20 protein-coding genes are annotated in these 21,006 nt (G+C 71.2%); 12 read left to right on the forward strand and 8 right to left on the reverse strand.

What is annotated here, in order from left to right; translation table 11 throughout:
• Genes NP777_RS01680 through NP777_RS01705 form a run of 6 tightly spaced genes read left to right on the forward strand, consistent with a single transcriptional unit; the run spans window position 1 to window position 6,061 of the window.
• Entirely contained in the window at window positions 1–1,080 is a 1,080-nt protein-coding gene (locus NP777_RS01680) for a carbon-phosphorus lyase complex subunit PhnI (protein WP_256648176.1), read from the forward strand.
• The gene (locus NP777_RS01685; protein ID WP_256648177.1) at window positions 1,077–2,174 is read left to right on the forward strand and encodes a carbon-phosphorus lyase complex subunit PhnI; all 1,098 of its coding nucleotides are present in this window, start codon (window positions 1,077–1,079) and stop codon (window positions 2,172–2,174) included. Before NP777_RS01680 ends, NP777_RS01685 begins: the two co-directional genes overlap by 4 nt.
• The gene (locus NP777_RS01690; RefSeq protein ID WP_256648178.1) at window positions 2,171–3,148 is read left to right on the forward strand and encodes an alpha-D-ribose 1-methylphosphonate 5-phosphate C-P-lyase PhnJ; all 978 of its coding nucleotides are present in this window, start codon (window positions 2,171–2,173) and stop codon (window positions 3,146–3,148) included. The genes NP777_RS01685 and NP777_RS01690 overlap by 4 nt, the downstream gene beginning before the upstream one ends.
• Window positions 3,145–4,005, forward strand: a complete 861-nt coding sequence (locus NP777_RS01695; protein WP_256648179.1) for an ATP-binding cassette domain-containing protein — start codon at window positions 3,145–3,147, stop codon at window positions 4,003–4,005. Before NP777_RS01690 ends, NP777_RS01695 begins: the two co-directional genes overlap by 4 nt.
• A 5-nt stretch (window positions 4,006–4,010) precedes the next feature.
• A complete protein-coding gene (locus NP777_RS01700) occupies window positions 4,011–4,829 on the forward strand; it encodes an ATP-binding cassette domain-containing protein (protein ID WP_256648180.1) in 819 nt (272 codons plus the stop codon).
• Entirely contained in the window at window positions 4,826–6,061 is a 1,236-nt protein-coding gene (locus NP777_RS01705) for an alpha-D-ribose 1-methylphosphonate 5-triphosphate diphosphatase (RefSeq protein ID WP_256648181.1), read from the forward strand. Before NP777_RS01700 ends, NP777_RS01705 begins: the two co-directional genes overlap by 4 nt.
• An 81-nt stretch (window positions 6,062–6,142) precedes the next feature.
• Here NP777_RS01705 and NP777_RS01710 read toward each other — a convergent pair whose 3' ends face one another.
• From NP777_RS01710 to NP777_RS01720, 3 genes are all read right to left on the reverse strand, one after another.
• Window positions 6,143–6,679 carry a helix-turn-helix domain-containing protein gene (locus NP777_RS01710; RefSeq protein WP_256648182.1) on the reverse strand — a complete coding sequence of 179 codons (537 nt, stop codon included), beginning with the start codon at window positions 6,677–6,679 and terminating at the stop codon, window positions 6,143–6,145.
• A gap of 83 nt (window positions 6,680–6,762) precedes the next feature.
• Window positions 6,763–8,268, reverse strand: a complete 1,506-nt coding sequence (locus NP777_RS01715; protein WP_256648183.1) for a sodium:solute symporter family protein — start codon at window positions 8,266–8,268, stop codon at window positions 6,763–6,765.
• A gap of 9 nt (window positions 8,269–8,277) precedes the next feature.
• Window positions 8,278–8,520: a DUF3311 domain-containing protein gene (locus NP777_RS01720; protein WP_256648184.1), complete on the reverse strand. Its 243-nt coding sequence runs from the start codon at window positions 8,518–8,520 to the stop codon at window positions 8,278–8,280.
• Window positions 8,521–8,760: 240 nt separating this feature from the next.
• On the opposite strand from NP777_RS01720, the gene NP777_RS01725 reads away from it, so the two are divergent.
• Window positions 8,761–9,861 (forward strand): aminotransferase class V-fold PLP-dependent enzyme, encoded by a 1,101-nt coding sequence (locus NP777_RS01725; protein WP_256648185.1) that lies wholly within the window; start codon window positions 8,761–8,763, stop codon window positions 9,859–9,861.
• A complete protein-coding gene (locus NP777_RS01730; protein ID WP_256648186.1) occupies window positions 9,858–11,135 on the forward strand; it encodes a metal-dependent hydrolase family protein in 1,278 nt (425 codons plus the stop codon). The genes NP777_RS01725 and NP777_RS01730 overlap by 4 nt, the downstream gene beginning before the upstream one ends.
• A gap of 55 nt (window positions 11,136–11,190) precedes the next feature.
• Here the strand turns inward: NP777_RS01730 and NP777_RS01735 are convergent, their stop codons facing one another.
• The 5 genes from NP777_RS01735 to NP777_RS01755 all read right to left on the reverse strand — a co-directional run bounded on the left by NP777_RS01735 (window position 11,191) and on the right by NP777_RS01755 (window position 16,032).
• Window positions 11,191–11,625, reverse strand: a complete 435-nt coding sequence (locus NP777_RS01735) for an OsmC family protein (protein ID WP_256648187.1) — start codon at window positions 11,623–11,625, stop codon at window positions 11,191–11,193.
• 86 nt (window positions 11,626–11,711) lie between these two features.
• Window positions 11,712–13,067 (reverse strand): LLM class flavin-dependent oxidoreductase, encoded by a 1,356-nt coding sequence (locus NP777_RS01740; protein WP_256648188.1) that lies wholly within the window; start codon window positions 13,065–13,067, stop codon window positions 11,712–11,714.
• A 122-nt stretch (window positions 13,068–13,189) separates the two neighbouring features.
• Window positions 13,190–14,305, reverse strand: coding sequence for an NrtA/SsuA/CpmA family ABC transporter substrate-binding protein (locus tag NP777_RS01745; protein ID WP_256648189.1), 1,116 nt, complete (start codon window positions 14,303–14,305; stop codon window positions 13,190–13,192).
• A gap of 45 nt (window positions 14,306–14,350) precedes the next feature.
• Complete coding sequence (locus NP777_RS01750) at window positions 14,351–15,127, reverse strand: ABC transporter ATP-binding protein (protein WP_256648190.1); 777 nt, start codon at window positions 15,125–15,127, stop codon at window positions 14,351–14,353.
• On the reverse strand, window positions 15,124–16,032 hold the full coding sequence (locus tag NP777_RS01755; RefSeq protein ID WP_256648191.1) for an ABC transporter permease subunit: 909 nt from the start codon (window positions 16,030–16,032) through the stop codon (window positions 15,124–15,126). Before NP777_RS01755 ends, NP777_RS01750 begins: the two co-directional genes overlap by 4 nt.
• 623 nt (window positions 16,033–16,655) lie before the next feature.
• Between NP777_RS01755 and NP777_RS01760 the strand changes: the two genes are divergently transcribed.
• The 4 genes from NP777_RS01760 (at window position 16,656) to NP777_RS01775 (ending at window position 20,924) form a co-directional block, all read left to right on the forward strand.
• Window positions 16,656–17,321, forward strand: a complete 666-nt coding sequence (locus NP777_RS01760) for a GntR family transcriptional regulator (protein WP_256648192.1) — start codon at window positions 16,656–16,658, stop codon at window positions 17,319–17,321.
• A 130-nt stretch (window positions 17,322–17,451) separates the two neighbouring features.
• On the forward strand, window positions 17,452–17,697 hold the full coding sequence (locus NP777_RS01765; protein ID WP_256648193.1) for a hypothetical protein: 246 nt from the start codon (window positions 17,452–17,454) through the stop codon (window positions 17,695–17,697).
• Window positions 17,698–17,895: 198 nt separating this feature from the next.
• On the forward strand, window positions 17,896–19,617 hold the full coding sequence (locus NP777_RS01770; protein ID WP_256648194.1) for an acetolactate synthase catalytic subunit: 1,722 nt from the start codon (window positions 17,896–17,898) through the stop codon (window positions 19,615–19,617).
• Window positions 19,614–20,924 carry an aspartate aminotransferase family protein gene (locus tag NP777_RS01775; protein ID WP_256648195.1) on the forward strand — a complete coding sequence of 437 codons (1,311 nt, stop codon included), beginning with the start codon at window positions 19,614–19,616 and terminating at the stop codon, window positions 20,922–20,924. Before NP777_RS01770 ends, NP777_RS01775 begins: the two co-directional genes overlap by 4 nt.
• Window positions 20,925–21,006 lie beyond the last annotated feature (82 nt).

Consider the following 21,006-nt stretch of genomic DNA (forward strand, 5'->3'; position numbering starts at 1 on the left):
ATGGGGTACTCCGGAGTACGCGGCGGCCAGGAGGCCATCGCCGCCGCCGAGCGCCTCGCCCGCCGGGACCGGTTGGGCGGAACCAGCCGGTGGCTGGAACTGGACCAGGTCACCGGGCGGCTGGGCCTGGCCGTGGACCGGGTGATGGGCGAGGCAGGACTGTGGGCCCCGGAACTCGCGGCGCGGGCGATCCGGCAGTCACGCGGCGACCTGCTGGAGGCCGCGCAGCTGCTGCGGGCCCACCGCTCCACCCTGCCCCGGCTTGCCTACAGCTCGCCGGTCCCCGCCGTCGCGCTGCGCCCGGTGCGCCGAATCGCCCCGGCATACCGCAATCCGCCAGGCGGTCAGGTCCTCGGCGCCACCGACGACTACACACCCCGGATCCTCGACCTCACCGACGAGGACACGGCCCGCGCCACGGCGCCGCCACCGCGCAGGCCCGCCACCGCCGGAGCGCCCGTCGTGGCACCGGATCCGACCGTGCCGCCCGTCGGACTCCCGCCTGCCGGACTGCTGGCCGACCGCCGTGACCCCGCCGACCCCGACCCCTTCGACATCACCCGGGCACCCGCCCGCCCCGGCGTACCACGCTCGGCCCGGCTGACCGCGATGGCCCGCGCCGAGACCGGCTCGCTGACCCACCTGTGGTATCTGGTCACCCAAGCGCCACGCAACGCCCAGCCGGAGATACCCCTCGAACTGCGCCGCGGCCACCTGCCGCTGCGCATCGAGCACCCCTTCACCGGCTCTCCGGTGACTGTGGCGGGCGTGCGGGTGAGCGAGGCGCGCACGGTCCGACCCGACGCCCGACCCCATCCGGACGGCAGCCGCTTCGACATCGGCTACGGACTGTGCCTCGGCGACAACGAGGCCAAGGCACTCGCCATGGCGGGCCTGGATCTGCTGGTGCACCGCGACAAGACCACCAACCGCCTGGAGCAGCGAGTGCTGACCGCTTTGGACGGACCTGAGCTGGCCGGCTACCTCGAACACCTCAAACTCCCGCACTACGTGGACTTCCGCTCGATCGTCGACCGGCTCCGCGCCCTGCAGGCGCCCGACCCCGAGGAGGGCCTGTGATCACCCCCGCCCCGGCGCCCGCCTCCGCGGCCGCCGTCCATCCGGAAGAACCGGCGTGGCTGGAACTGGACCAGCTCACCGAGCGCCTCAACCTCGCCGTGGACCGGGCGATGGGCGAGGCCGGCCTGTGGGCTCCGATGCTCGCGGCCCGCGCCGTGCGTCAGGCGGAGGGCGACCCGACGGAGGCCGCGCACCTGCTGCGCGCCCACCGCGCCGCACTGCCCCGCCTCGCGGTGTCCGTCCCGGTGGCCACCTCGGAACTGCGGGTGGTGCGCCGGATCAGCTCCGCCTTCCGCAACCCGCCCGGAGGCCAGATCCTCGGCCGCACCGTGGACTACGCCGGTCGCCTGCTGGATCTGCTCCCCGAGGACGAGGGCCGGGCCCACGTCACCGACGAGCCCCTGGCTCCCGCCGATGACGGGCACCTCCACCACGACCACGACCACGACCACGAGCACTCGGCCGACCCTGTCGCCGTCGAGCGCGTCCCGGGAAACGTCCTCGCCATCCTCCGCGAGATGGGCCTGGTCGCCCCGCTCCCCGAGCGCCCGGACGACCCCGAGCCCTACGACATCACCCGGCGCCCGGCACGGCCCGGTGCCCCGCGATCGGCGTGGCTGCAGACCATGGCGCGGGGTGACACCGGTTCGCTGGTGCACCTGTGGTGGTACGGCTGCGACTGGCGCCCCGACCACGAGATCCCCGGCGAACTGCGGCACGGCGCACTGCCGGTGCGCATCGCCCACCCGCACACCGGCAAGCCGGTGACGGTCGCCGAGGTGCGGGTCAGCGAGGTCGAGTCCTTCTACAACGTGCCCCGCGCCGCCGCCCAGCGCCACCTCGGCGTCGGCTACGGCATCTGCTTCGGTCACAACGAGCGCAAGTCCATCGCCATGGCGGGCCTCGACCTGGCGCTGGCCCACTACGACGCCGACTCCGAGCTCCACCACGACGTCCTGCTCACTCTCGACGGCCTGGACTCCACCGGCTATGCGCAGCACCTGAAGCTGCCGCACCACGTGGAGTACCGCTCGGTGCTGGACCGCGCCGAGGCCGCCGGCCAGGACGCCAACCCCCCGGGAGAGACCGCATGAACACCTTGTCCCCGACCCGCACCGGCACCGGCGCCTCCCGTGCCGGAGCCCTCGCCGGGCCCGATCCCCGTCCCGGCATCTTCGACGAGCTGTCCAAGCGCGAGCTGCGGCGCGCCATGCTCAGCGGGATCGCCATCCCCGGCTACCAGGTCCCCTACGGCTCCCGGGAGATGCCGGTCGCCCGCGGCTGGGGGTCCGGTGGCCTGCAGGCCACCCTCTCGCTGGTCTGCGACGAGGACCAGCTCAAGGTCATCGACCAGGGCGAGGACGCCGGCGTCAATGCCTCCAACCTGCGCCGCCTGATCACCGAGCACACCGGTGCCGGCGAGGAGACCGACACCCGCGCCGCCGACATCATCCAGTCCCGGCACCGTATCCCCGAACAGCCGCTCACCGACGGGCAGATCCTGGTGCTCCAAGTGCCCAACGCCGAGCCGTTGTTCCGCATCGTGCAGGAGATGGACGAGCAGCGCCGCATGCACGCCGAGGCGGACTACGCCAAGATGTGGGTCTGGCTCTATGAGGACATCGTCCACAACGGACTGATCACGGCGGCCGCCGGCTACCCGGTACTCGTCGAGGGCCGGTACGTGATGACGCCCAGCCCCATCCCGCGCTGGGACGTGCCCAAGATGAACGACTCCGACGCGATCACCATCCTGTCGGCCGGCCGCGAGAAGCGGCTGTTCGCCGTCCCCCCGCACACCCGTGTCGTCCCCCTCACCTTCGACGACCGCCCCTTCGAGGTCGAGTACACCCCCGGCACCGCCTGCCGGCTGTGCGGCTCGGACGACACCTACCTCGTCGAGGAACCCGGTGAGAACGGCGCCCCCGGCACCTGGTCCTGCTCCGACACCGACTTCTGCACCCGCCGCCGTACCGGCGACGCCCCCGCCGACGTCGCCGGGCAGCCGGTCGAACTGGCCCGCGCGGCACTGCGGCGCGCCACCCGAGAACAGGAAGAAACCTCATGAGCACGCACACCCCGCAGTCCCGCCCCTGGGCCCTGAAGGTGTCCGGCCTCGGCCGTATCTACGGCGACCCGTCGCCCGCGTCCCTGACCGGCACCGGACCGGAACACGGCACCGCCGTCTCACCATCGACCGGTGCGGTCGTGGCGGCCTGGGACGTCTCCTTCGAGGTGGCGCCCGGCGAAGCCCTCGGCATCATCGGCGAGTCCGGCTCGGGCAAGTCCACCGTGATGCGCTGCATCGCCGGCGACGAGGCGGCCACCACCGGCGGCATCGCCCTGCGCTCCGTCGCCGACGGCACCGTCAACCTGTGCGACCTCCTGCCGTCCGCCCGGCGCCGGCTCCGCCTGAAGGACATCGCCGCCGTCTACCAGGACCCGGCCGCCGGGCTCAACCTCGACGTGACCGCCGGCGGCAACATCGCCGACCCGCTCACCGCCGTCGGCTGGCGCTCCTACGACGGCATCCGGCAGCGCGCGGCCGAACTCCTGGAACGGGTCGAGGTCCCGCTCAGCCGCATGGACGACCTGGTCCGCACCTTCTCCGGCGGCATGCGCCAGCGGGTGCAGATCGCCAAGGCCCTCGCCAACGACCCGCCGGTGCTGCTCCTGGACGAGCCGACCACCGGGCTCGACGCCTCCGTCGCCGCGGGCGTGCTCGACCTGCTGCGCGGTCTGTTGGAGGAGACCGGGGTGGCCGCCGTCGTCGTCTCCCACGACTTCGGCGTCATCGACATGCTCACCCGCAGGGTCCTGGTCATGAAGCACGGCCGGGTGGTCGAGTCCGGCCTCACCGACCAGCTCCTGGAAGACCCCCAGCACCCCTACAGCCAGCAACTCGTCGCGGCGGCCCGAGGATGACCACAGTGACTCCCGTACAGACCCCCGTCCGGCCCGGCACCCCCGCGCACGTCCCCGGCGTCCCCGGCGACACCGTCCTGTCGGTGCGCGGGCTGCGCAAGGACTTCACCCTGCACACCATCGACGGCCGGACCGTCGACGCCCTGCACGGCGTCGACCTCGACGTCCGGCCCGGCGAGCACGTCGCCCTGGCCGGCACCTCGGGCGCCGGCAAGTCCACCCTGCTGCGCTGTGTGTACCGGACCTACCTCACCGGCTCCGGCCACATCTGGTTCCGCACCGCGGGCGGTGAACTCCTCGACGTGGCCGCGCTGCCCGACGCCGACGCCGCCGAGCTGCGCGGCCAGGAGATCGGGTACGTATCGCAGTTCCTGCGCCCCCAGCCGCGCCGCTCGGTGATCTCCATCGTCGCCTCGGCCGGGGTCGCGCGCGGTATGGGCCGGGCCGACGCCCGGGAGGCCGCCGCCGCCGCGCTGCGCCAGGTGGCCATCGCCGAACACCTGTGGGACACGCACGCCACCGTCCTGTCCGGCGGCCAGAAGCAGCGCGTCAACATCGCCGCCGGCACCATCGCGCCGCCCCGGTTGCTGCTGCTGGACGAGCCCGTCTCCGCCCTCGACCCGGCCAACCGCGCCGCGGTCCTGGATCTCATCGCCCGCCTGGAGGAGACCGGTACCGCCGTCCTGTCCGTCTTCCACGACCTCGACGCCATCGAGCGCCTCGCCACCCGCGTGGTGGTGCTCGGCGGCGGCCAGGTGCTGGCCACCGGCGCCCCCGGGGAGATCCTGCACGACCCGAACCTGCCGCTGGAGGTGGCCCGATGAGCCGCTACGCGTTCGTCCACGCCCGCGCCGTGCTTCCCGACCGGACCCTCGACGACGCCCTCGTCGTCGTCGAGGACGGCCGGATCACCGAGGTCGCCCCTGTCACCCCGGGCGCGGTTCCGGCCGGAGCCGTCGACCTCGGCGGCGCCCTGCTGCTGCCGGGCATCGTCGACACCCACAGCGACGCGCTGGAGAAGGAGCAACGCCCCCGCCCCACCGTGGAGTTCGAGCCGGGCTTCGCCGTCCTGAGCTTCGAGGGACGGGTCCGGGCGGCGGGCGTCACCACGATGCACCACGCGGTCAGCTACCAGACCAACGCCGAGAAGGACCGCACCATCGAGCGTTCGCTGGCGCTCGCCGCCGCCGTACGGGAACGGGCCGCGTCCGGCGTCGGCCTGATCGACCACCGGCTGCTGCACCGCCTCGACGCCCGCGACGCCGACGCGCTGGACGCCCTCAAGGGCGCCCTCGCCGGGCAGCGGTGCACCGACGTGCCGCCGCTGGTCTCGTACGAGGACCACACCCCCGGCCAGGGCCAGTACCGGAACCTGGAGGCGTACCGAGCGATCATCCAGCGGCAGGAGCACCTGTCCGCCGAGGACGCCGACCGGTTCATCCGCCACCGCATCGACGAGCGTGCCGACGGCGTCCCGCAGCGCGCCCGCACCCTCGCCCACCTCGGCGAGGAGGTACGCGCGGGGCGGATCCGGCTGCTCGCCCACGACGTGGAGAGCGCGGAAGAGCTCGCCGGGGTACGGGCCGCGGGCGCCGCCGTCGCCGAGTTCCCCACCACCCACGAGGCGGCCCGCGCCGCGCAGGACGCCGGGATGCCGGTCGTCGCCGGTGCCCCCAACGTGCTGCGCGGCGGGTCGCACAGCGGCAACGTCGGCGCCGAGGCGCTGATCGCCGAGGGCCTGGTGGACAACCTGTCCAGCGACTACATGCCCACCGCCCTGCTCGCCGCCGCACTGCGCCTGGCGGAGCGTGGGGTGGTGCCGCTGCACACCGCGGTGGCACTCATCACCTCGGGCGCCGCGCGCACCGCGGGGCTTGCCGACCGCGGAGCCCTCGTCCCGGGGCTCCGCGCCGACCTGGTCGTCGTCACCGCCGAGGGCGGGCGGCCCACCGTGCGGATGTCCCTGCTCGCCGAGGAGTCCCGGGACGGCGACGGCGCTCCGCTCTCCGCGGCCCGACTGCTGAAGCCCGCCGACGCGGCGGCGTCCTGGCGCTGAGGGCCGCCGCGCCCCGCTCACCGGGCCGTGGGGTCCGGTGAGCGGGGCGCGACGCCTGCCCGGCGCGCCTGGGCCGCGCCGTCAGTAGCTGGGTGGCGTGATGCTGAGCATGAAGCGAACGGTGCTCCTGCTCTCGTTGAGAAAGCGGTGGGGGATGTTGGAGTCGAAGTGGCAGCTGTCTCCGGCCTTCAGCAGGTGCGTCTGGTCGCCCACCTGGACCGTGAGCCGACCGGTGAGGACGACGACGCACTCCTCCGAGGGGTGCGATCGGGGGGTGTCGGAGGAGACGGCACCGGGTTCCAGCGCCCCTTCGAGGACTTCCAGCCTCGCTCCGCCCGGTGAGGCACGGGTGTAGGTGATGGCGTGGTGGGGCGAGGAGATCCGGTACCGGTCGTCGTGGCGGATGACGGCCACCGTCTGCTGGTCCCCGTCCTGGAAAAGATTGAACAAGGGGGTGTCGAGGGCCTCGGCGATCCGTCGCATCGTCTCGAGGCTGGGATCAGTGACACCGCGCTCGACCTGGCTGATCAGGCCGGTGGACACCCCGGCACGGTCGGCGAGTTCCCGGACGGTCATGCCCCGGAGGGTGCGGTATTCACGGATCCTTGTCACGGCCACGGCGTCATTATCCAGTACGGTCCCCGGCCGGGTGCACCGGGCGGAGCGCCCGGCACACCCGACCGAGGCCGGTACCCCCCGGGTTACCCGGCAAGGCTGGCTTCCTTGGTTCCCCGCGGATCCGTGGGCGTCCCTTCTTCGATCCCGACATCGATCGCGGTGTCCGAGGGAGGCGCGGTGGCCAGGGTGACCACGACCGTCACCACGAGGTTGATGACGAGGGCGGGCAGGCCGACGACCATGCCGGCGGGCACGGCCTGGAGCACGACGGAGCCCAGGGCGGGGACGCCGACGATCAGCCCGCCGCAGATGGCACCGGCGGCCAGTCCCCGTGCGGTGACCCGCCGCCACATCATGGACAGGAACAACGCGGGTGCCAACTGGCCGACAGCGCTGTATACGCTGGTCATGATGGTGAGCAGCTGGTCGTTGCTGGTGGCGGCCAGGAGCACCGACAGGCCGGTGAACACGACCACACCGAACCGGGTCAGCGGCAGCGACGACGACCACCGTGGCGATACCGCGCCGATCACGTTGCTGCTCAGCAGGCTGCTGGCCGCGAGCATGAGCACCGCGGTGGGCACGAGTGCCACGAGGATGCCCACGCCTCCGAGAACGCCGATGACCCAGTCCGGATACTTCTCCTGCACGAACAGCAGCAGGGACTGATTGGCCTGGTCGGCGCCCAGGTGCGGCAGCGCGAGCAGTGCGGCGAACGCGATAACGATGATCAGGACGTAGAACAGCGAGTACAACGGCTGGATCACCTGGTTGCGGCGGATCGTCGTCACGTCCTTGGCGCTGTAGGACACCTGGAACACATGGGGCAGGGCGAAGGCGCCCAGCGGAGTGAGCAGCAGGAAGCTCGTCCACCACCAGGTGTTCGTCGCGGCGCCTCCGAGGATTCCCGGGAGAGTGGCCGCGGCGGGGTGGGCGTCCTTGACACCGTCGAAGATGCCCGGCAGACCGTGGACGCCGGCCGCCTTCGCCGCGCCGACGGCGATCACGATCAGGACCACGACCAGGAGAATGTCCTTGACGATCGCCGTGTAAGCGGCACTGCGCATGCCTCCGACCAGGACGAACGCGGCCACCAGGACACCACCGGCCACAATGTAGGCAACCGTCGGCACCCCGGTACCGAACAGGCTGCCCAGGATGAGGCCCAGTCCGGTCAGCTGCAGCTGGCCGTAGAGCAGCAGGACCACGATGCCGAACACGGCGATCAGGCCACCGAACCACGGCGCCTCGAATCGCGCGGTGAAGTAGTCCGCCATGGTCACCAGCCCACGCCGCTTACCCGCGCGCCAGATCTTGGGGACCATCCAGTAGCCGACCGTGGCATTGAGGACCACGGTGCCGAGGACGAAGAAGCCGGGCGCGCCGTTGCTGAAGACTCCCTGAGACGCACCGAGCAGCGCGGACGTGGTGAACGTCTCCCCGACGAGCAGGAACCAGAACAGCAGGGTGCCGAAGCGCCGCCCGCCCACGGACCACTCCTGCATGTTCATCGTCCGGCCGCGGGCGGCTGCCACGGCTCCCCACACGATGGAACCGACCGCGATCACGAACGCCAGAATCAGTGCCATGTCGCGCTCCTAAACCCGGTCCGCGTCGCCGCGGGAGCGGTCGACGAGGTAGACGCCCGCGAGGGCGGCCGATCCGATCAGGACACCGAGTGTCATCCACACCAGCAGGAACGGGATCGAGCCAAGGACGTAGTCGACACGGTTGACCAGGGGAATCACGCCGATGCACCACACGGGCGGGACCGCCAGCAGGAGCCAGTGCCAGCGGCGCCGGGGGGTGGGCCCGGCCACGGGGGTTAGTGGTCTAGACATGCTACTCCGATCAGCACATGGCCTTGACTCGGCTTGACCGAACGCCGCCTACGTGTTCAGCCGAGATGAATTTGCATCAATGTGAGTGACGCACGCCCCACCGTCAACCCTTCGGACGCAGATATCTCTCCGGTATTGCGCAGCCACGCTGACGCGTGTTCACTGTGGCTGAATCTGTAAAGACGTTGCTCACGGAGGCGACTCATGGATCCCGACCGGTTTCGGGCACAGTTCCCCAGCATGGTTGACACCACGCACCTGGCCTCGTGCAGTCAGGGCGCCATCTCCGCCGGTGTCACCACGGCGCTGGCTGAAATGGCCTACGCGCTGCGTGATCAGGGCGCGCCGTGGGGTGACTGGATGGTGGAGGTGGAGCGACTGCGCACCGCGGTGGCAGGCTTCCTCAACGCGTCCACCAGCGAGGTCGCCCTCGTACCATCCGCATCGCATGGCGCCTTCCAGGTGGCCAACGCGGTGGACTTCGCAGCAGGCGGTGTGATCGTCTCGATGGCCGCGGAGTTCCCCAGCGTCGGTCAGGTGCTGCACGCCCAGCGTCCGGGGCCCGGCGAGGTTCGGTGGGTCGGTCAGGAGGCGATGCACACGCTGGGTGTGGTGGAGGCCTACCGCGCCCAAATCGATGACAGCACCCGGCTGGTTTCGGTCCCGCTGGCCTTGTACACCAACGGATCCCTCCAGCCGGTCAACGAGATCGCCAAACACGCGCGTGCGGTGGGGGCGCGCGTGCTGGTCGATGCCTACCAGGCGGCCGGCGTGGTACCGATCGACGTGGCCGAGATCGACTGCGACTACCTCGTCTTCGGCACGCTGAAGTACATGCTGGGTCTTGCCGGGATCGCCGCGCTCTTCGCCCGGTCCGGTGTCACCGACCAGCAGTCCCCGCGGATGACCGGCTGGTTCGGACGTCCCAACCCGTTCGACTTCGATCCGACCGCTCTCGAATTTCCCGCGGAGGCCCGCCGCTTCGAATCCGGTACGCTCTCCATCCCCTCGGTGTACGCGGCGCGGGCCGGAATCGAAACGCTCAACCAGGTCGACCCGGCCGCCCGGTGGGAACACGTCGAGAACCTGGTCGCCGAAGCCGGTGCCCGGCTGACCGAGGCGGGCGAGACACTGAGCCCGCCGGCCCCCGGTGCCCGGCCCGGACCGCAGGTCGCGGTGGCCGACACCGACCCGGACACCCTGGCGGCCTTCCTGGCCACCCGCCGGATCGTCACCGCACCGCGCGGGTCGAACCTGCGCGTCGCCTTCCACTACTACAACACCAGCGACGACATCGACCGCCTGTGCGCGGCGATCAAGGACTACCGGAGGCAGTCGTGACCCCCCGTACCACCCTCGCGGCCGCCAGGCTGCTGACCGAGTCGTCCGCACCGCTGGTCCACGACGCGATGGTGTGCGTCGAAGGCGACACCATCGCCTACGCCGGGCCCCGCGGCTCCGCGCCGGCCTGGGCGAGCACCGCCGAGACGGTCACCGACCTCGGGGACACCACCTTGATGCCCGGACTCATCGACTGCCATGTGCACCTGTGCCAGGATCCGACCTCGAGCGGTCTGCTCGTGGGGATGTCCTCCGACCAGGACGCCCTGCGCCGGACGATGGTGGCCAACGCGCGGCGGCTGCTCGACGCCGGCGTCACCACCGCCCGCGACCTCGGGGCACCCGGCACCCTGGGAACCGAGATACGCGATCGGCTCACCACACTCCCCCACGCCACCCCCCGGATGCTGGTCGCGAACGCGCCGATCACCGTGACAGGCGGCCATGCCTGGTCCATGGGCGGCGTCGCCGACGGCGTCGACCAGATACGGGCACGGGTGCGCGAGCACGCCGAACAAGGGGTGGACCTGATCAAGGTCATGACCACGGGCGGGTTCATGACACCCGGCAGCCACCCGTCCCAGACCCGTTACTCCCTCGACGAACTCACCGCCCTCGTCACCGAGGCCCATGCCCACGGCCTGCCCGTGACCACGCACGTACTCGGCGTCGATGGCATCGAGCGGGCCGTCCTCGCCGGTGTCGACTGCATCGAACACTGCGGCTGGGTCACGCAGGCCGGCACCCGATTCGATCCCCGCATCGCCGCCATGATCGTCGAACGGGACGTCGTCGTCAGCCCCGCGATGAACACCGCCTGCACGGCCGAGCACTACATGTGTCCCTGGGACGAGCGGGACTCCGTCATCGGAAACCTCCGAAAGCTCATCGCACTGGACGCCGTCGTGGTCGCCGGCACCGACGCCGGCATCCCGCTCGTCCACTTCGAGCGCTATGCCGACTGCCTGGAGGTCTACCTCGACGCCGGAATGACCCTCCGCCAAGTGATAGCCAGCGCGACCGACGTCGCCGCCGAAGCCTGCGGGCTGAAAGACGTCACCGGCCGGCTGGCCCCCGGCCTGAGCGCCGACCTGATCGCCGTCGAGGGCGACCCCACCCAGGACATCGCGGGCCTCCACAAGCCCCGCTTCGTCATGGCCGCCGGTCGCGCCCACCCGATACGTGACACGACCCTCGATACCGGTGACGCCGAGGCGCGCGACCTCATCCGGCGCAGGCTCGAGGCCGGCGCGGGCCGTCACGGCCAGGGCTGACCACCGGGAAGCCACCCGGCCGCGATGTGACGTGTGCTCGCGCCGGGTCCGTCCCTCAGACGGCGCGGAGGGCGGGGGGTTCCGCCCGGACCGCGATCACGACGTTGCCGCCCCGGCGGAGGGTGTTGTAGATGGGGCAGCTGTCGGTGAAGAGCCCGGCCAGGGTCTCGGCCTCCTCCTGGGTGACTCCGCTCAGGCGCAGGTCGAGGCGGATGCAGACGTATCGAGTGGGGTCCTGGGGGTCACGTTCGTAAGCGACCTGGGCCTGGGCACCGGTCAGGCCGGACGCGCGCTCCTGGGCGTGGACTTGGATGTTGCTCAGGGAACAGGAGGCCAGGGACGACAGCAGCAGCTCTCCGGCCTGGACGGCCTCGGCCGGTCCCGTACGGGCGTCGGAGACGAAGTGGTTGCTTCTGGCGGTCACCAGGAAACGGCCCTGGGTGTCCGTGGTCCGGCCGGTGATGCTCACGGTGTCGCCTGCGGTCGGCATCGTTGTTCTCTTCCTCGTTTCCTCTTGGCCATCGGAGGCGGGCGGTCCGGGCGCGACGGGGTGTTCGCGCCCGGACCGGTGGATGCTCAGGCGCCGTAGCGGCGGTCGCGCCACGCTCCGGACGCGGGGCGTCGCAGTCCCAGGTTGTCGCGCAGTGTCCTGCCCTCGTACTCGGTGCGGAGCACACCGCGCCGCTGGAGTTCGGGAACCACCTGGCGGACGAAGTCCTCGAACGCGCCCGGCGTGTGGACGGCACCCACGGTGAATCCGTCGCAGGCGCCCTCGGTGTACCACCGTTCCATGCCATCGGCCACTTCGGCGGCCGTGCCGACGAAGGCTCCCTCGATGCGGCCACCGTACCGCTTGCCCAACTCGCGCAGGGTCAGTCCGTCGCGGCGGGTCATCTCCACGACCTCCTTGTAGTGGCCCTGGACACCGGGTACGTCCACGTCGGGCAGCGGCTCGTCGAGCGGGAGGCCGGAGAGATCGACGTCCAGGTGGTACGCGAGGGTCGACAGGCCGGCCAGTGGCGGCACCAGGTCGGTCAGCTGCCGCTCGGTCTCGTGTGCCGCCTCGGTGGTGGGGCCGATGACGGGATTGGCCATGGGGAGGATCTTGACGTCCTCGGCCCGGCGGCCGTGCCGCACGGCGCGGCCCTTGATGTCCTGGTAGAACTCACGGGCCGACTCGAGCGAGGCGTGGCTGCAGAAGATGACATCGGACCAGCGGGCCGCGAAATCACGTCCCTTGGGGGAGGCGCCGGCCTGGATGATCACCGGATAGCCCTGGGGCGGCCGGGAGACGTTGAGGGGGCCGCGGACGCTGAACCACTCGCCCTCGTGGTCGATGCGGTGTACTCGCTCGGGGTCGGCGAAGAGGGGGACGGCCGGGTCCACCACGAGGGCGTCGTCCTCCCAGCTGTCCCAGAGCTTGCAGGCCACCTCGAGGAACTCGTCGGCCCGCTCGTAGCGCTTGTCGCGGTCGATGTGCCGGTCGCTGCCGAAGTTGCGGGCTTCGGAGTCCTGGAAGGAGGTGACCACGTTCCACGCGGCGCGGCCGTCGCTGAGGTGGTCGGTGGTGGCGAACGACCGCGCCACCGGGAAGGGCTCCAGATAGCTGGTGGAGACCGTCGCGGCCACACCGAGGTGGCGGGTGACGGCCGCGACCGAGGCGAGGATGGGCGTCGGATCCAGACGGAGCGAGCCGAGTGAGCCGTAGCGCAGCTGGCTGTCCATGCTGTTGCCGAGGCGGTCGGGTACGGACAGGATGTCCGCGAAGAACATCAGGTCGAACCTGCCCTGTTCGAGCACCCGGCCGATGTGCTGGTAGTAGGAGGCGGACAGCCAATTCGGTTCGGAGCCCGGGTAGCGCCAACCGCCGGGCCGGCCTGGCCCCGCGGTCACGAAGGCGGCGAGGTGCATCTGGTTCCGAGAGGTGCTCATCGAAGGTCTTTCTGCCAGGGGGATGTGGGCGCCGTGGCTTTCCTGGGGCGCTGCCGCGGGTGTCGCGGAAGTCCGGGCGCCCCGAACCGCCGCGCCGTGCGGTCGGGGTGCCCGGTGCCGGGTCACTTCGCGAGTTCGGCGGCGACCGTCTTTCTGATCGAGTCGAAGCGGGAGTCCCGGAGGAACCCGGCCACGTCGATCTTCGACGGGTAGACGCCCAGGGCGTGGAAGTTGTCCGCGAGGTCCTGGGTGCTCTCGATCGCCTTGCCGCCCACGGTCGCCAGGTGGTCGGCGTTGGAGTCGGACAGGAGCTTCTTCCGGGTCAGCTCCAGATAGACCTCGCGCTCCGGGCCCGCGGAGCCGAATCCCCCGACGCCGTCGAAGAACTCGACGCTCTTCTCCGGGGAGTGGTTGATGCGCCGTTGGGCGTCGCGGACGGCGCGCACGGTCTTCGCCACGGCCTCGGGATAGTCCTTCACGAACGACTCACTCGCCACGTAGAAGCTGTAGTCGTACGTCTTGACGTTCGGCAGGCCGCGGGCCCGGTGCCGGGCCTTGGCCAGGCCGATGGCGGGCTGCCAGCTGATCCAGGCGTCCACCTTGCCGTTGGCGAAGGCCGATTCCGCGTCGGCGGCGGGCAGGTTGACGTACTCGACGTCGTCCAGCCGCAGTCCGGCGGTGGCCAGGTACTTGATCAGGCTGTAGGTGCCGGTCGTGCCCTTCTGGTCGGCGATCCGCTTGCCCTTGAGGTCCGCCGCACCGCGAATGGACGAACCTCGCGGCACGAGGATCTCGACCTCCGTGGCGGGCAGCGGATAGGCGGCGAGGGGGACGATGGGGACGTCACCGCCGACCGCGTAGGCCACGGCGGTGGCGGTGGCGAACGAGAAGTCGACGCTGCCCGCCTTGAACGCCTCCATGACCGGCAGGGAGGCGGTGAATCCCGACGGCCAGGCGACGGTCGTGCCGCCCAGTTCCCTGCCGAGGTCCACGCCGTTCATCCGGTGGCGCAGCGCCGCGGGTATGCCCGTCTTCCCGTTTCCGATGACCGCGAAGCGGAGCTTCTCGGGCACCCCGTCGGCGAGCTGCCGGGTCTTGGGTGCGGAACTGCTTCCGCCGCACGCGGCGAGGGCGGGTGCGAGCGCGGCGATGCCGCCCAGGGCGAGGAGACGACGGCGTGCGAACCCGGCGGGCGGAGAAGCGGAGGAGCCGGAAGGGATGATGTGGTGTCTGGTCACGTTGAGGTCCTTCGCGTTCCACGAGGGAAGCGTGGGTAGGGACGGTCAGCTGGTCGTCGGGCGGGTTCCGGCCTTCTCCCGGGCGGCGCCCTTGGTGGCGGAAGCGGGTTCGAGCAGGCCCTGGAGGATTTCCTCCTTCCAGGCGACGAGACGGGGGTGACCGCGCCTGCCCCCGCGCGGAAGGTCGATCCGCAAGTCGCGTCCGACCGAGCCGCCCGCCAGTACCAGAACGCGATCGGACAGCACGAGCGCCTCCTCCACGTCGTGGGTGACCAAGAGCACGGTGCGGGGCTGGTCCAGCCAGAGGCGTTCCACGAGCTGCTGCATGGCGATCCGGGTGATGGCGTCCAGTGCGCCGAACGGCTCGTCGAGCAAGAGCAGTTCGGGTTGGTGCAGTAGGGCCCGGGCCAGGGCGACACGCTGCCTCTGCCCGCCGGACAGCTCGGCCGGCCAGGCACCGCCACGACCGGCCAGCCCCACGGCCTCCAGCAGGGCACGGGCTTCTTCCCGGCGGCCGCCCACGCCCAGCAGGACGTTGTTCTCGACGCTGCGCCAGGGCAGCAGCCGGTCCTCCTGGAACATCATGCGCGCCGTGACGGGCTCCGGTCCGGTTCCGCGGAGTTCGACGCTTCCCGCGCTCGGCCGCTCCAGCCCCGCGACGATCCGCAGCAGGGTGCTCTTGCCCGCGCCACTGGGTCCGAGGAAGGAGACGAACGAGCCGGGCTCGACTTCGAGGTCGAGGTTCTCCAGGACCCGCCGGTCGCCGTACCGCCTGCCCACGGCGTCGAGGAGGAGCCGGGCACCGGCTGGAGGGCGCGTCACCGGGACGGACGACGGTAGTTGGGGTGCCATCGGAGGACCCTTCGTTCTATGAGCCTGGTGAGGAGATCGGCGAGCAGACCGGCCAGCGCGTACAGCACGATGGCGAGCACGATCTGGTCGGTGCGCAGCATTTGGCGGGCGTCCTGGGCGAGGTAGCCGATTCCGTCGTCGGCCGAGATGGTCTCGGCGATCACGAGGGTCATCCAGGCGACGCCCAGGGAGTAGCGGATGCCGGCCAGAATGGTGGGCATCGCGCCGGGAACGGCGATGTCACGTATCAGGGACCAGCGTCCCAGGCCGTAGGAACGGCCGAGTTGGAGCAGTTTGGGGTCCACCCCGCGGATACCGGTGACGGTGTTCAGGTAGATGGGGAAGAAGGTGCCCAGTGCCACCAGCAGGATCTTGGGCTCCTCGCCGATGCCGAACCAGGCGATCATCAGCGGTACCAGGGCCAGGTGCGGGATGGTGCGGACCATCTGCAGGGAGCGGTCCAGGAGCAGCTCGGCCGGTTTCGACATCCCCACCACGAACCCGAGGACGAGTCCGGTGGCCGCGCCGAGGGCGAAGCCCTGCGCGATGCGGCGCAGGCTGGTGAGGATGTACCGCTGGAGTTCGCCGGTGGCGGCGAGATCGGAACCGGCCCGCAGGACCGCCTCCGGGGCGGGAAGGACCGACGGGGACAGGGCCCCCGTCTGGGCGGTGACCTGCCACACCACCAGGACCAGCAGCGGAACGGCCCACGGGGCGAGCGCCCGGCCGAGGGGTGGCAGCAGACGGGCGATCCGGCGGGTGGCGGGTGGTCCGGCCGGGCGGGGAGCGGTGGCGCGGCCCGTCTCCTGGCCGGTGGCGTCGGCCGGCCAGGAGGGTGGTTCCCCGTCCTTGGCGAGCAGCGGCTGCTCGGGCATGGATCTCCCTTTCAGGAGTGGTTGATCGGGCCTCACGACTGCCCGCGGCGGTGACTCGCGCACGGGCTGCGCCCCGTGCACGGCGGAGGAGAACCCCGCGGTGTGCTCGGAGCAACGGCGTCAGGGACCGGTTCCGGGCCGGACCGATCGCCGGGCCGGGGCCGTGGGATGACGTGGCGCGAGGAGGAGGCGGTCACGCGCGGGCGGTTCGGCCGGAGCGCGACGTCAGGAGGAGATGACGATCAGCGACAGCCGGCGCTGGAGACGCGCATGAGATCGATGTGCCGACGACACGTCAGCTTGCCCGCCCATGGAAGCGCGGCCGCGACGGCCAGGCGGGCCGAACCCCACCTCGACTGCGCATCGCGGTACATGCTGGAACTCCCGTGGGACGTGGTCACCGGCCGATCGGCCGTGTGCTCTGACGCTGTGAGCGTCGAGGGAGACGATAGACCACGACTGAATCCAAGTGCAAGCAAGTGTATACAGATGAACTCAATGGCAGACTGCGGGGAGGGCGAGGTGCGGGACCCCCTCCCGCAGGGACTGGAATGACTGTGGTCACGGGCGGACCGCGCCCCCAGGAGGACCATTCGCCGCGCGAGAGGACGAGGGAAGAGGACGTGGCCACTTCACAGGACGACGGGCACCCGGGCAGCCACTACAACCGCATCCGGCAGAGCATCGTCAGCGGGCAGGCAGGACCCGGAACCGTCCTGATACCCACGGTCCTCAGCACGCAGTACAACGTCTCGCGCACACCCGTGCGGGAAGCTCTGATCAGGCTCGAACAGGACGGTCTGGTCGAGCGGGCGACCCGCGGCTATGTCGTCCGCACGCGCACGCCGGAGGAGATCCTGGAGATCTGCGAGGCGCGTATCGCCCTGGAGTCGTCGGCCGCGCAGGCCGCCGCCATCCGCCGGACCGAACTGGATCTCGCCCGGCTCGTCCACGTCCACGAGAGCACTGCGGCCACGAAGGACCCCGCCGAACTGCGGGAACTCAACCACCTGTGGCACGTGGCGCTGCGCGAGGCCGGGCACAACACCACCATCGCCGAACTGATGGACCGTCTGGACGCCCAACTGAAGGTGTACGACTCGCACACCGCCCCGGCCACCGACCTCCCCGACAACCTCAGCCTGATCCTCGAGGAACACGCCGGAATCCTGGACGCGGTGCGCCGCCGTGACGCGGGCGCGGCCCGCGACCGCATGATCGCCCATCAGAGCCGCACTCGGGACCTGCGCATCGGCGCCTTGGCCCGGTCGGGAAGGGCGGCACACTAGGCGCTTGCCGCCTCTCCCCCACCCCCCACACGGACCGCCTTCCTTATGGGGCTCGCACCCATGCCTTCCCTCGTCCCCCTTGCCTAACGTGTGCACCTTGCCGAGCAGTCCACGGTACGGAGCAGAGCTGATGGAGACCATCGACGGCCGCCAGTTCGCCAACCGCCACGACCTCATGGAGCACACCGGCTACACCCGGAATCCGCTGTCCAGGATGTGGCGGGAGCGCGAGGAGAACAGCCACCCGGCCCCGCGCCTGATCAACGGCGTCATGCACTGGGATCTGAGGGTATGGAGCGCGTGGTTCGCCGAGCACAACCGGCAGCGGCGCGACGACGCCGCTCGCCGCCGGGCGGCCGGACGGCCCGCGAAGTGAACCGTTCCTTCAGCATCACCGGCACACTTTCCACTTCCGCGTTTACCATTTTCCAACGCGAATCGAAAGGAGCCGGCTCCGCACATCTCGATAAGCAACGGTTATCGCGAGGGCAATTCCATCTATTGGACCTCTGGAGAATGCGCGTGATCCACTCCATGAACAATCGCAGAACAGCGTTGATGGAGGAGATCCCAGATGGGAAGTACGGTCGCGCGAGGGCTGGCGGCGGCATTGCGGCGCCACGGTGTCAGCGACGTGTTCGGGCAGAGCCTGCCGTCGCTGTTCTTCCTGGCCACGCCTGAAGAATCGATCCGGCAGATCGTCTACCGTACCGAAAACGCGGGCGGCGCGATGGCCGACGGATACGCACGGGTGTCGGGCAAGGTCGGCGTCGTGGCCGCTCAGAATGGTCCGGCCGCGACCCTGCTCGTGCCGCCACTGGCCGAAGCCTTCAAGGCGTCGGTACCCGTGGTCGCGATCGTCCAGGAAGTCCCGCGGGCGGCCCGGAACCGCAACGCCTTCCAGGAGCTGGACCATGAGAAACTCTTCGACGCCTGCGCCAAGGCGATCCACCGGATCGACGACCCCGCCAGGGTCGACGACTACGTCGACGCGGCGGTCACCGCGGCCACGTCCGGCCGCCCCGGACCGGTCGTGCTGCTGGTCCCCAAGGACGTGCTGGCCGAGCCCGTGCCGGTCGCGTCGGCACGCCGCGCCGGCTACGGCCACTTCCCGCTGGACCGGTATCTCCCCGGCCCGGAGCAGATCAAGCACGTCGCCGATCTGCTCGCCACGGCCGAGCGGCCGCTGGTGGTCGCCGGGGGCGGCGTCCACGTCTCCGGGGCCGCGCCCGAGCTGGCCGAGCTGCAGCACCTCGGGGCGCTGCCGGTGGCGACGACGCCCATGGGCAAGGGATCGGTGGACGAGACCGACCCGCTGTCCGTCGGTGTGATCGGCTACGCCATGGGGAGCTACTCGGCCACTCACGACGCCCGCCCCCTGGTGGCGGACGCGGACCTGATCGTGTTCGTGGGTACGCGAACCAACGAGAACGCCACGGACGCCTGGCGTCTCTTCCCGCCCACGGCGACCTACGTCCACATCGACATGGACCCGGTTGAGGTGGGCCGCAACTACGAAGCCTTCCGCCTGGTCGGCGACGCCAAGCTCACCCTGCGCGCGATCGTCGACGAGTTGCGGTCCAGCCCGCTCGACACCCGCACGGCCGCTCGCGACCAGGTGATCGGCCGGATCGCGCGGGCCCGGGCCACGCACGAGGAGCGTATCGAGCCCCGGGCGACGGCGGACGGCTCACCGGTACGGCCCGAGAGGATCATGCGAGAGCTCGACGCTCTGCTGACGCCGGACACGATCGTCGTCGCCGACGCGAGCTACAGCTCCATATGGATGTCCAACTACCTGCGCGCCCGGAGCGGCGGTCAACGGTTCCTGTCCCCTCGCGGCCTGGCCGGGCTCGGCTGGGGAGTCCCCATGGCGATCGGCGCCAAGGCGGCGAGCCCGGACCGCCCCGTGGTCGCCGTGGTCGGTGACGGCGGGTTCGCGCACTGCTGGTCCGAGCTGGAGACGGCCGTCCGGATGAACCTGCCCATCACGGTCATCGTGCTCAACAACGCGATCCTCGGCTACCAGAAGCACTCCGAGTTGCACCAGTTCGCCGAGCACACCAGCGCCATCGACATCACCCCGATCGATCACGCGGCCATCGCCACCGCGTGCGGGGCGCGAGGTGTCCGGGTCGAGTCCGCGGACGATCTCGCCGGTGCGCTCCGTGACGCGTTGCGCTCCCCCGCCGTGACCGTGATCGACGTGCTGACCGCGGCGGACGCCTTCCCGCCGATCTCCGCCTGGGACGACGACACCACGCTGCGCGAGGTGACCGCGGGAGCCGCCCGGTGAACGCGGAGTCCTTCACCGGCTCGGAGAGCTACCTGCGCCGTGCCCACCAGGTCATCCCACGCGGGGTGAACTCCTCGCGGCGGTCGGTGCTGCGCCCCGCCCCGCTGGCCTTCTCCGGTGCGCGGGGCAGCCGGATCACCGACATCGACGGCAACGAGTACGTGGACTATGTCGCCGGGTACGGTCCGATGCTGCTCGGGCACCAGCCGCCCGAGGTGGTCGAGGCCGTGCGCACGCAGCTCGCCGCCGGAGTCCTGTACGGCGGTCAGCACGAGGCGGAGGCCGAGCTGGCCGAGCGCATCGTCCGGATGGTGCCCGGCGCGGAGAGGGTCCTGCTCAACGTGACCGGGAGCGAGGCCGTACAGGCGGCGTTGCGGATCGCCCGCGCCGCGACCGGACGGCGCAAGACGGTCAAGTTCGAGGGCCACTACCACGGGTGGATCGACCCCATGACCGCCAACGGGCCGGGCAGCCCCGCCGGAACCGGCCCGGCCCCGCGTCCGATGATCGCCGCGGACCACGATGTGGTCGGCCCCGAGATCCTGGTGTGCCCCTGGAACGACTCGGAGGCCCTGGCCGGTCTGCTGGCACGTCATGGTGCGGACGTCGCCGCGGTCATCATGGAGCCCGTAGCGGTCAACGGCGGCAACCTGTGGGCCGACGACGGGTATCTGGCCACCGCTCGCCGGCTGTGCGAGCGCCACGGCTGTCTGCTCGTCTTCGACGAGGTCGTGACCGGCTTCCGGCTGGCGCCCGGCGGGGCCCAGCAGCGCACCGGTGTGACCCCTGACCTCACCGTGCTCGCCAAGGCCCTCGGGTCCGGCTTCCCGATCAGCGCGGTGGCCGGACGTGCCGAGGTGATGCGCGTGGCCGAGCACACCGTCGGGCACGCCGGAACGTACAACGGCAACGCGGTGTCGGTCGTCGCGGCCAACGCGACCCTCGACGTCCTCGAGACCGGGCAGGACTCCCTCTACCCCCGTCTGGACCGGCTGACCGGGGAGCTCGCGGACGGCATCGCGCGGCTCGCCGCCCGCCACGGGGCGCCGCTCCAGGCCCTGCGCGCCGGCGCGCTGCTCCGTCTGCACTGGGGCGCCCCCGAACCGCTGCGCACGTACGCGGACACGCTGGCCGGTCGCACCGCGCCGCTGCGCGACTTCTCCGAGCACATGGTCCGCAACGGTGTCCACGCCCGCGAGACTGGGCTGTGGTACGTCTCCACGGCCCACACCGACGACGACGTGGACAGGACCCTGGCCGCCGTCGACCGGGCGCTGGCCGCGATTTCCGGCCCGTCGGCCGGCTGACGCCCGGTGGCCATGACCGCCTGACCGCGTCCGGGCCGCTGCCGCCGTGCCAGACCCCACGGCGGGCCCCATACCGCCGTCG

Origin of the sequence: Streptomyces rugosispiralis (genome assembly GCF_024505145.1) — a bacterium.
In the GTDB taxonomy this organism is placed as follows: Bacteria; Actinomycetota; Actinomycetes; order Streptomycetales; family Streptomycetaceae; genus Streptomyces; species Streptomyces rugosispiralis.

Excerpts from the sequence above, each read along its gene's own strand:
- NP777_RS01680 (WP_256648176.1), top strand. The coding sequence starts at position 1 with ATGGGGTACTCCGGAGTACGCGGCGGCCAGGAGGCCATCGCCGCCGCC.
- NP777_RS01690 (WP_256648178.1), top strand. The coding sequence starts at position 2,171 with ATGAACACCTTGTCCCCGACCCGCACCGGCACCGGCGCCTCCCGTGCC.
- NP777_RS01695 (WP_256648179.1), top strand. The coding sequence starts at position 3,145 with ATGAGCACGCACACCCCGCAGTCCCGCCCCTGGGCCCTGAAGGTGTCC.
- NP777_RS01705 (WP_256648181.1), top strand. The coding sequence starts at position 4,826 with ATGAGCCGCTACGCGTTCGTCCACGCCCGCGCCGTGCTTCCCGACCGG.
- NP777_RS01715 (WP_256648183.1), bottom strand. The coding sequence starts at position 8,268 with ATGGCACTGATTCTGGCGTTCGTGATCGCGGTCGGTTCCATCGTGTGG.
- NP777_RS01720 (WP_256648184.1), bottom strand. The coding sequence starts at position 8,520 with ATGTCTAGACCACTAACCCCCGTGGCCGGGCCCACCCCCCGGCGCCGC.
- NP777_RS01725 (WP_256648185.1), top strand. The coding sequence starts at position 8,761 with ATGGTTGACACCACGCACCTGGCCTCGTGCAGTCAGGGCGCCATCTCC.
- NP777_RS01735 (WP_256648187.1), bottom strand. The coding sequence starts at position 11,625 with ATGCCGACCGCAGGCGACACCGTGAGCATCACCGGCCGGACCACGGAC.
- NP777_RS01740 (WP_256648188.1), bottom strand. The coding sequence starts at position 13,067 with ATGAGCACCTCTCGGAACCAGATGCACCTCGCCGCCTTCGTGACCGCG.
- NP777_RS01755 (WP_256648191.1), bottom strand. The coding sequence starts at position 16,032 with ATGCCCGAGCAGCCGCTGCTCGCCAAGGACGGGGAACCACCCTCCTGG.
- NP777_RS01765 (WP_256648193.1), top strand. The coding sequence starts at position 17,452 with ATGGAGACCATCGACGGCCGCCAGTTCGCCAACCGCCACGACCTCATG.
- NP777_RS01770 (WP_256648194.1), top strand. The coding sequence starts at position 17,896 with ATGGGAAGTACGGTCGCGCGAGGGCTGGCGGCGGCATTGCGGCGCCAC.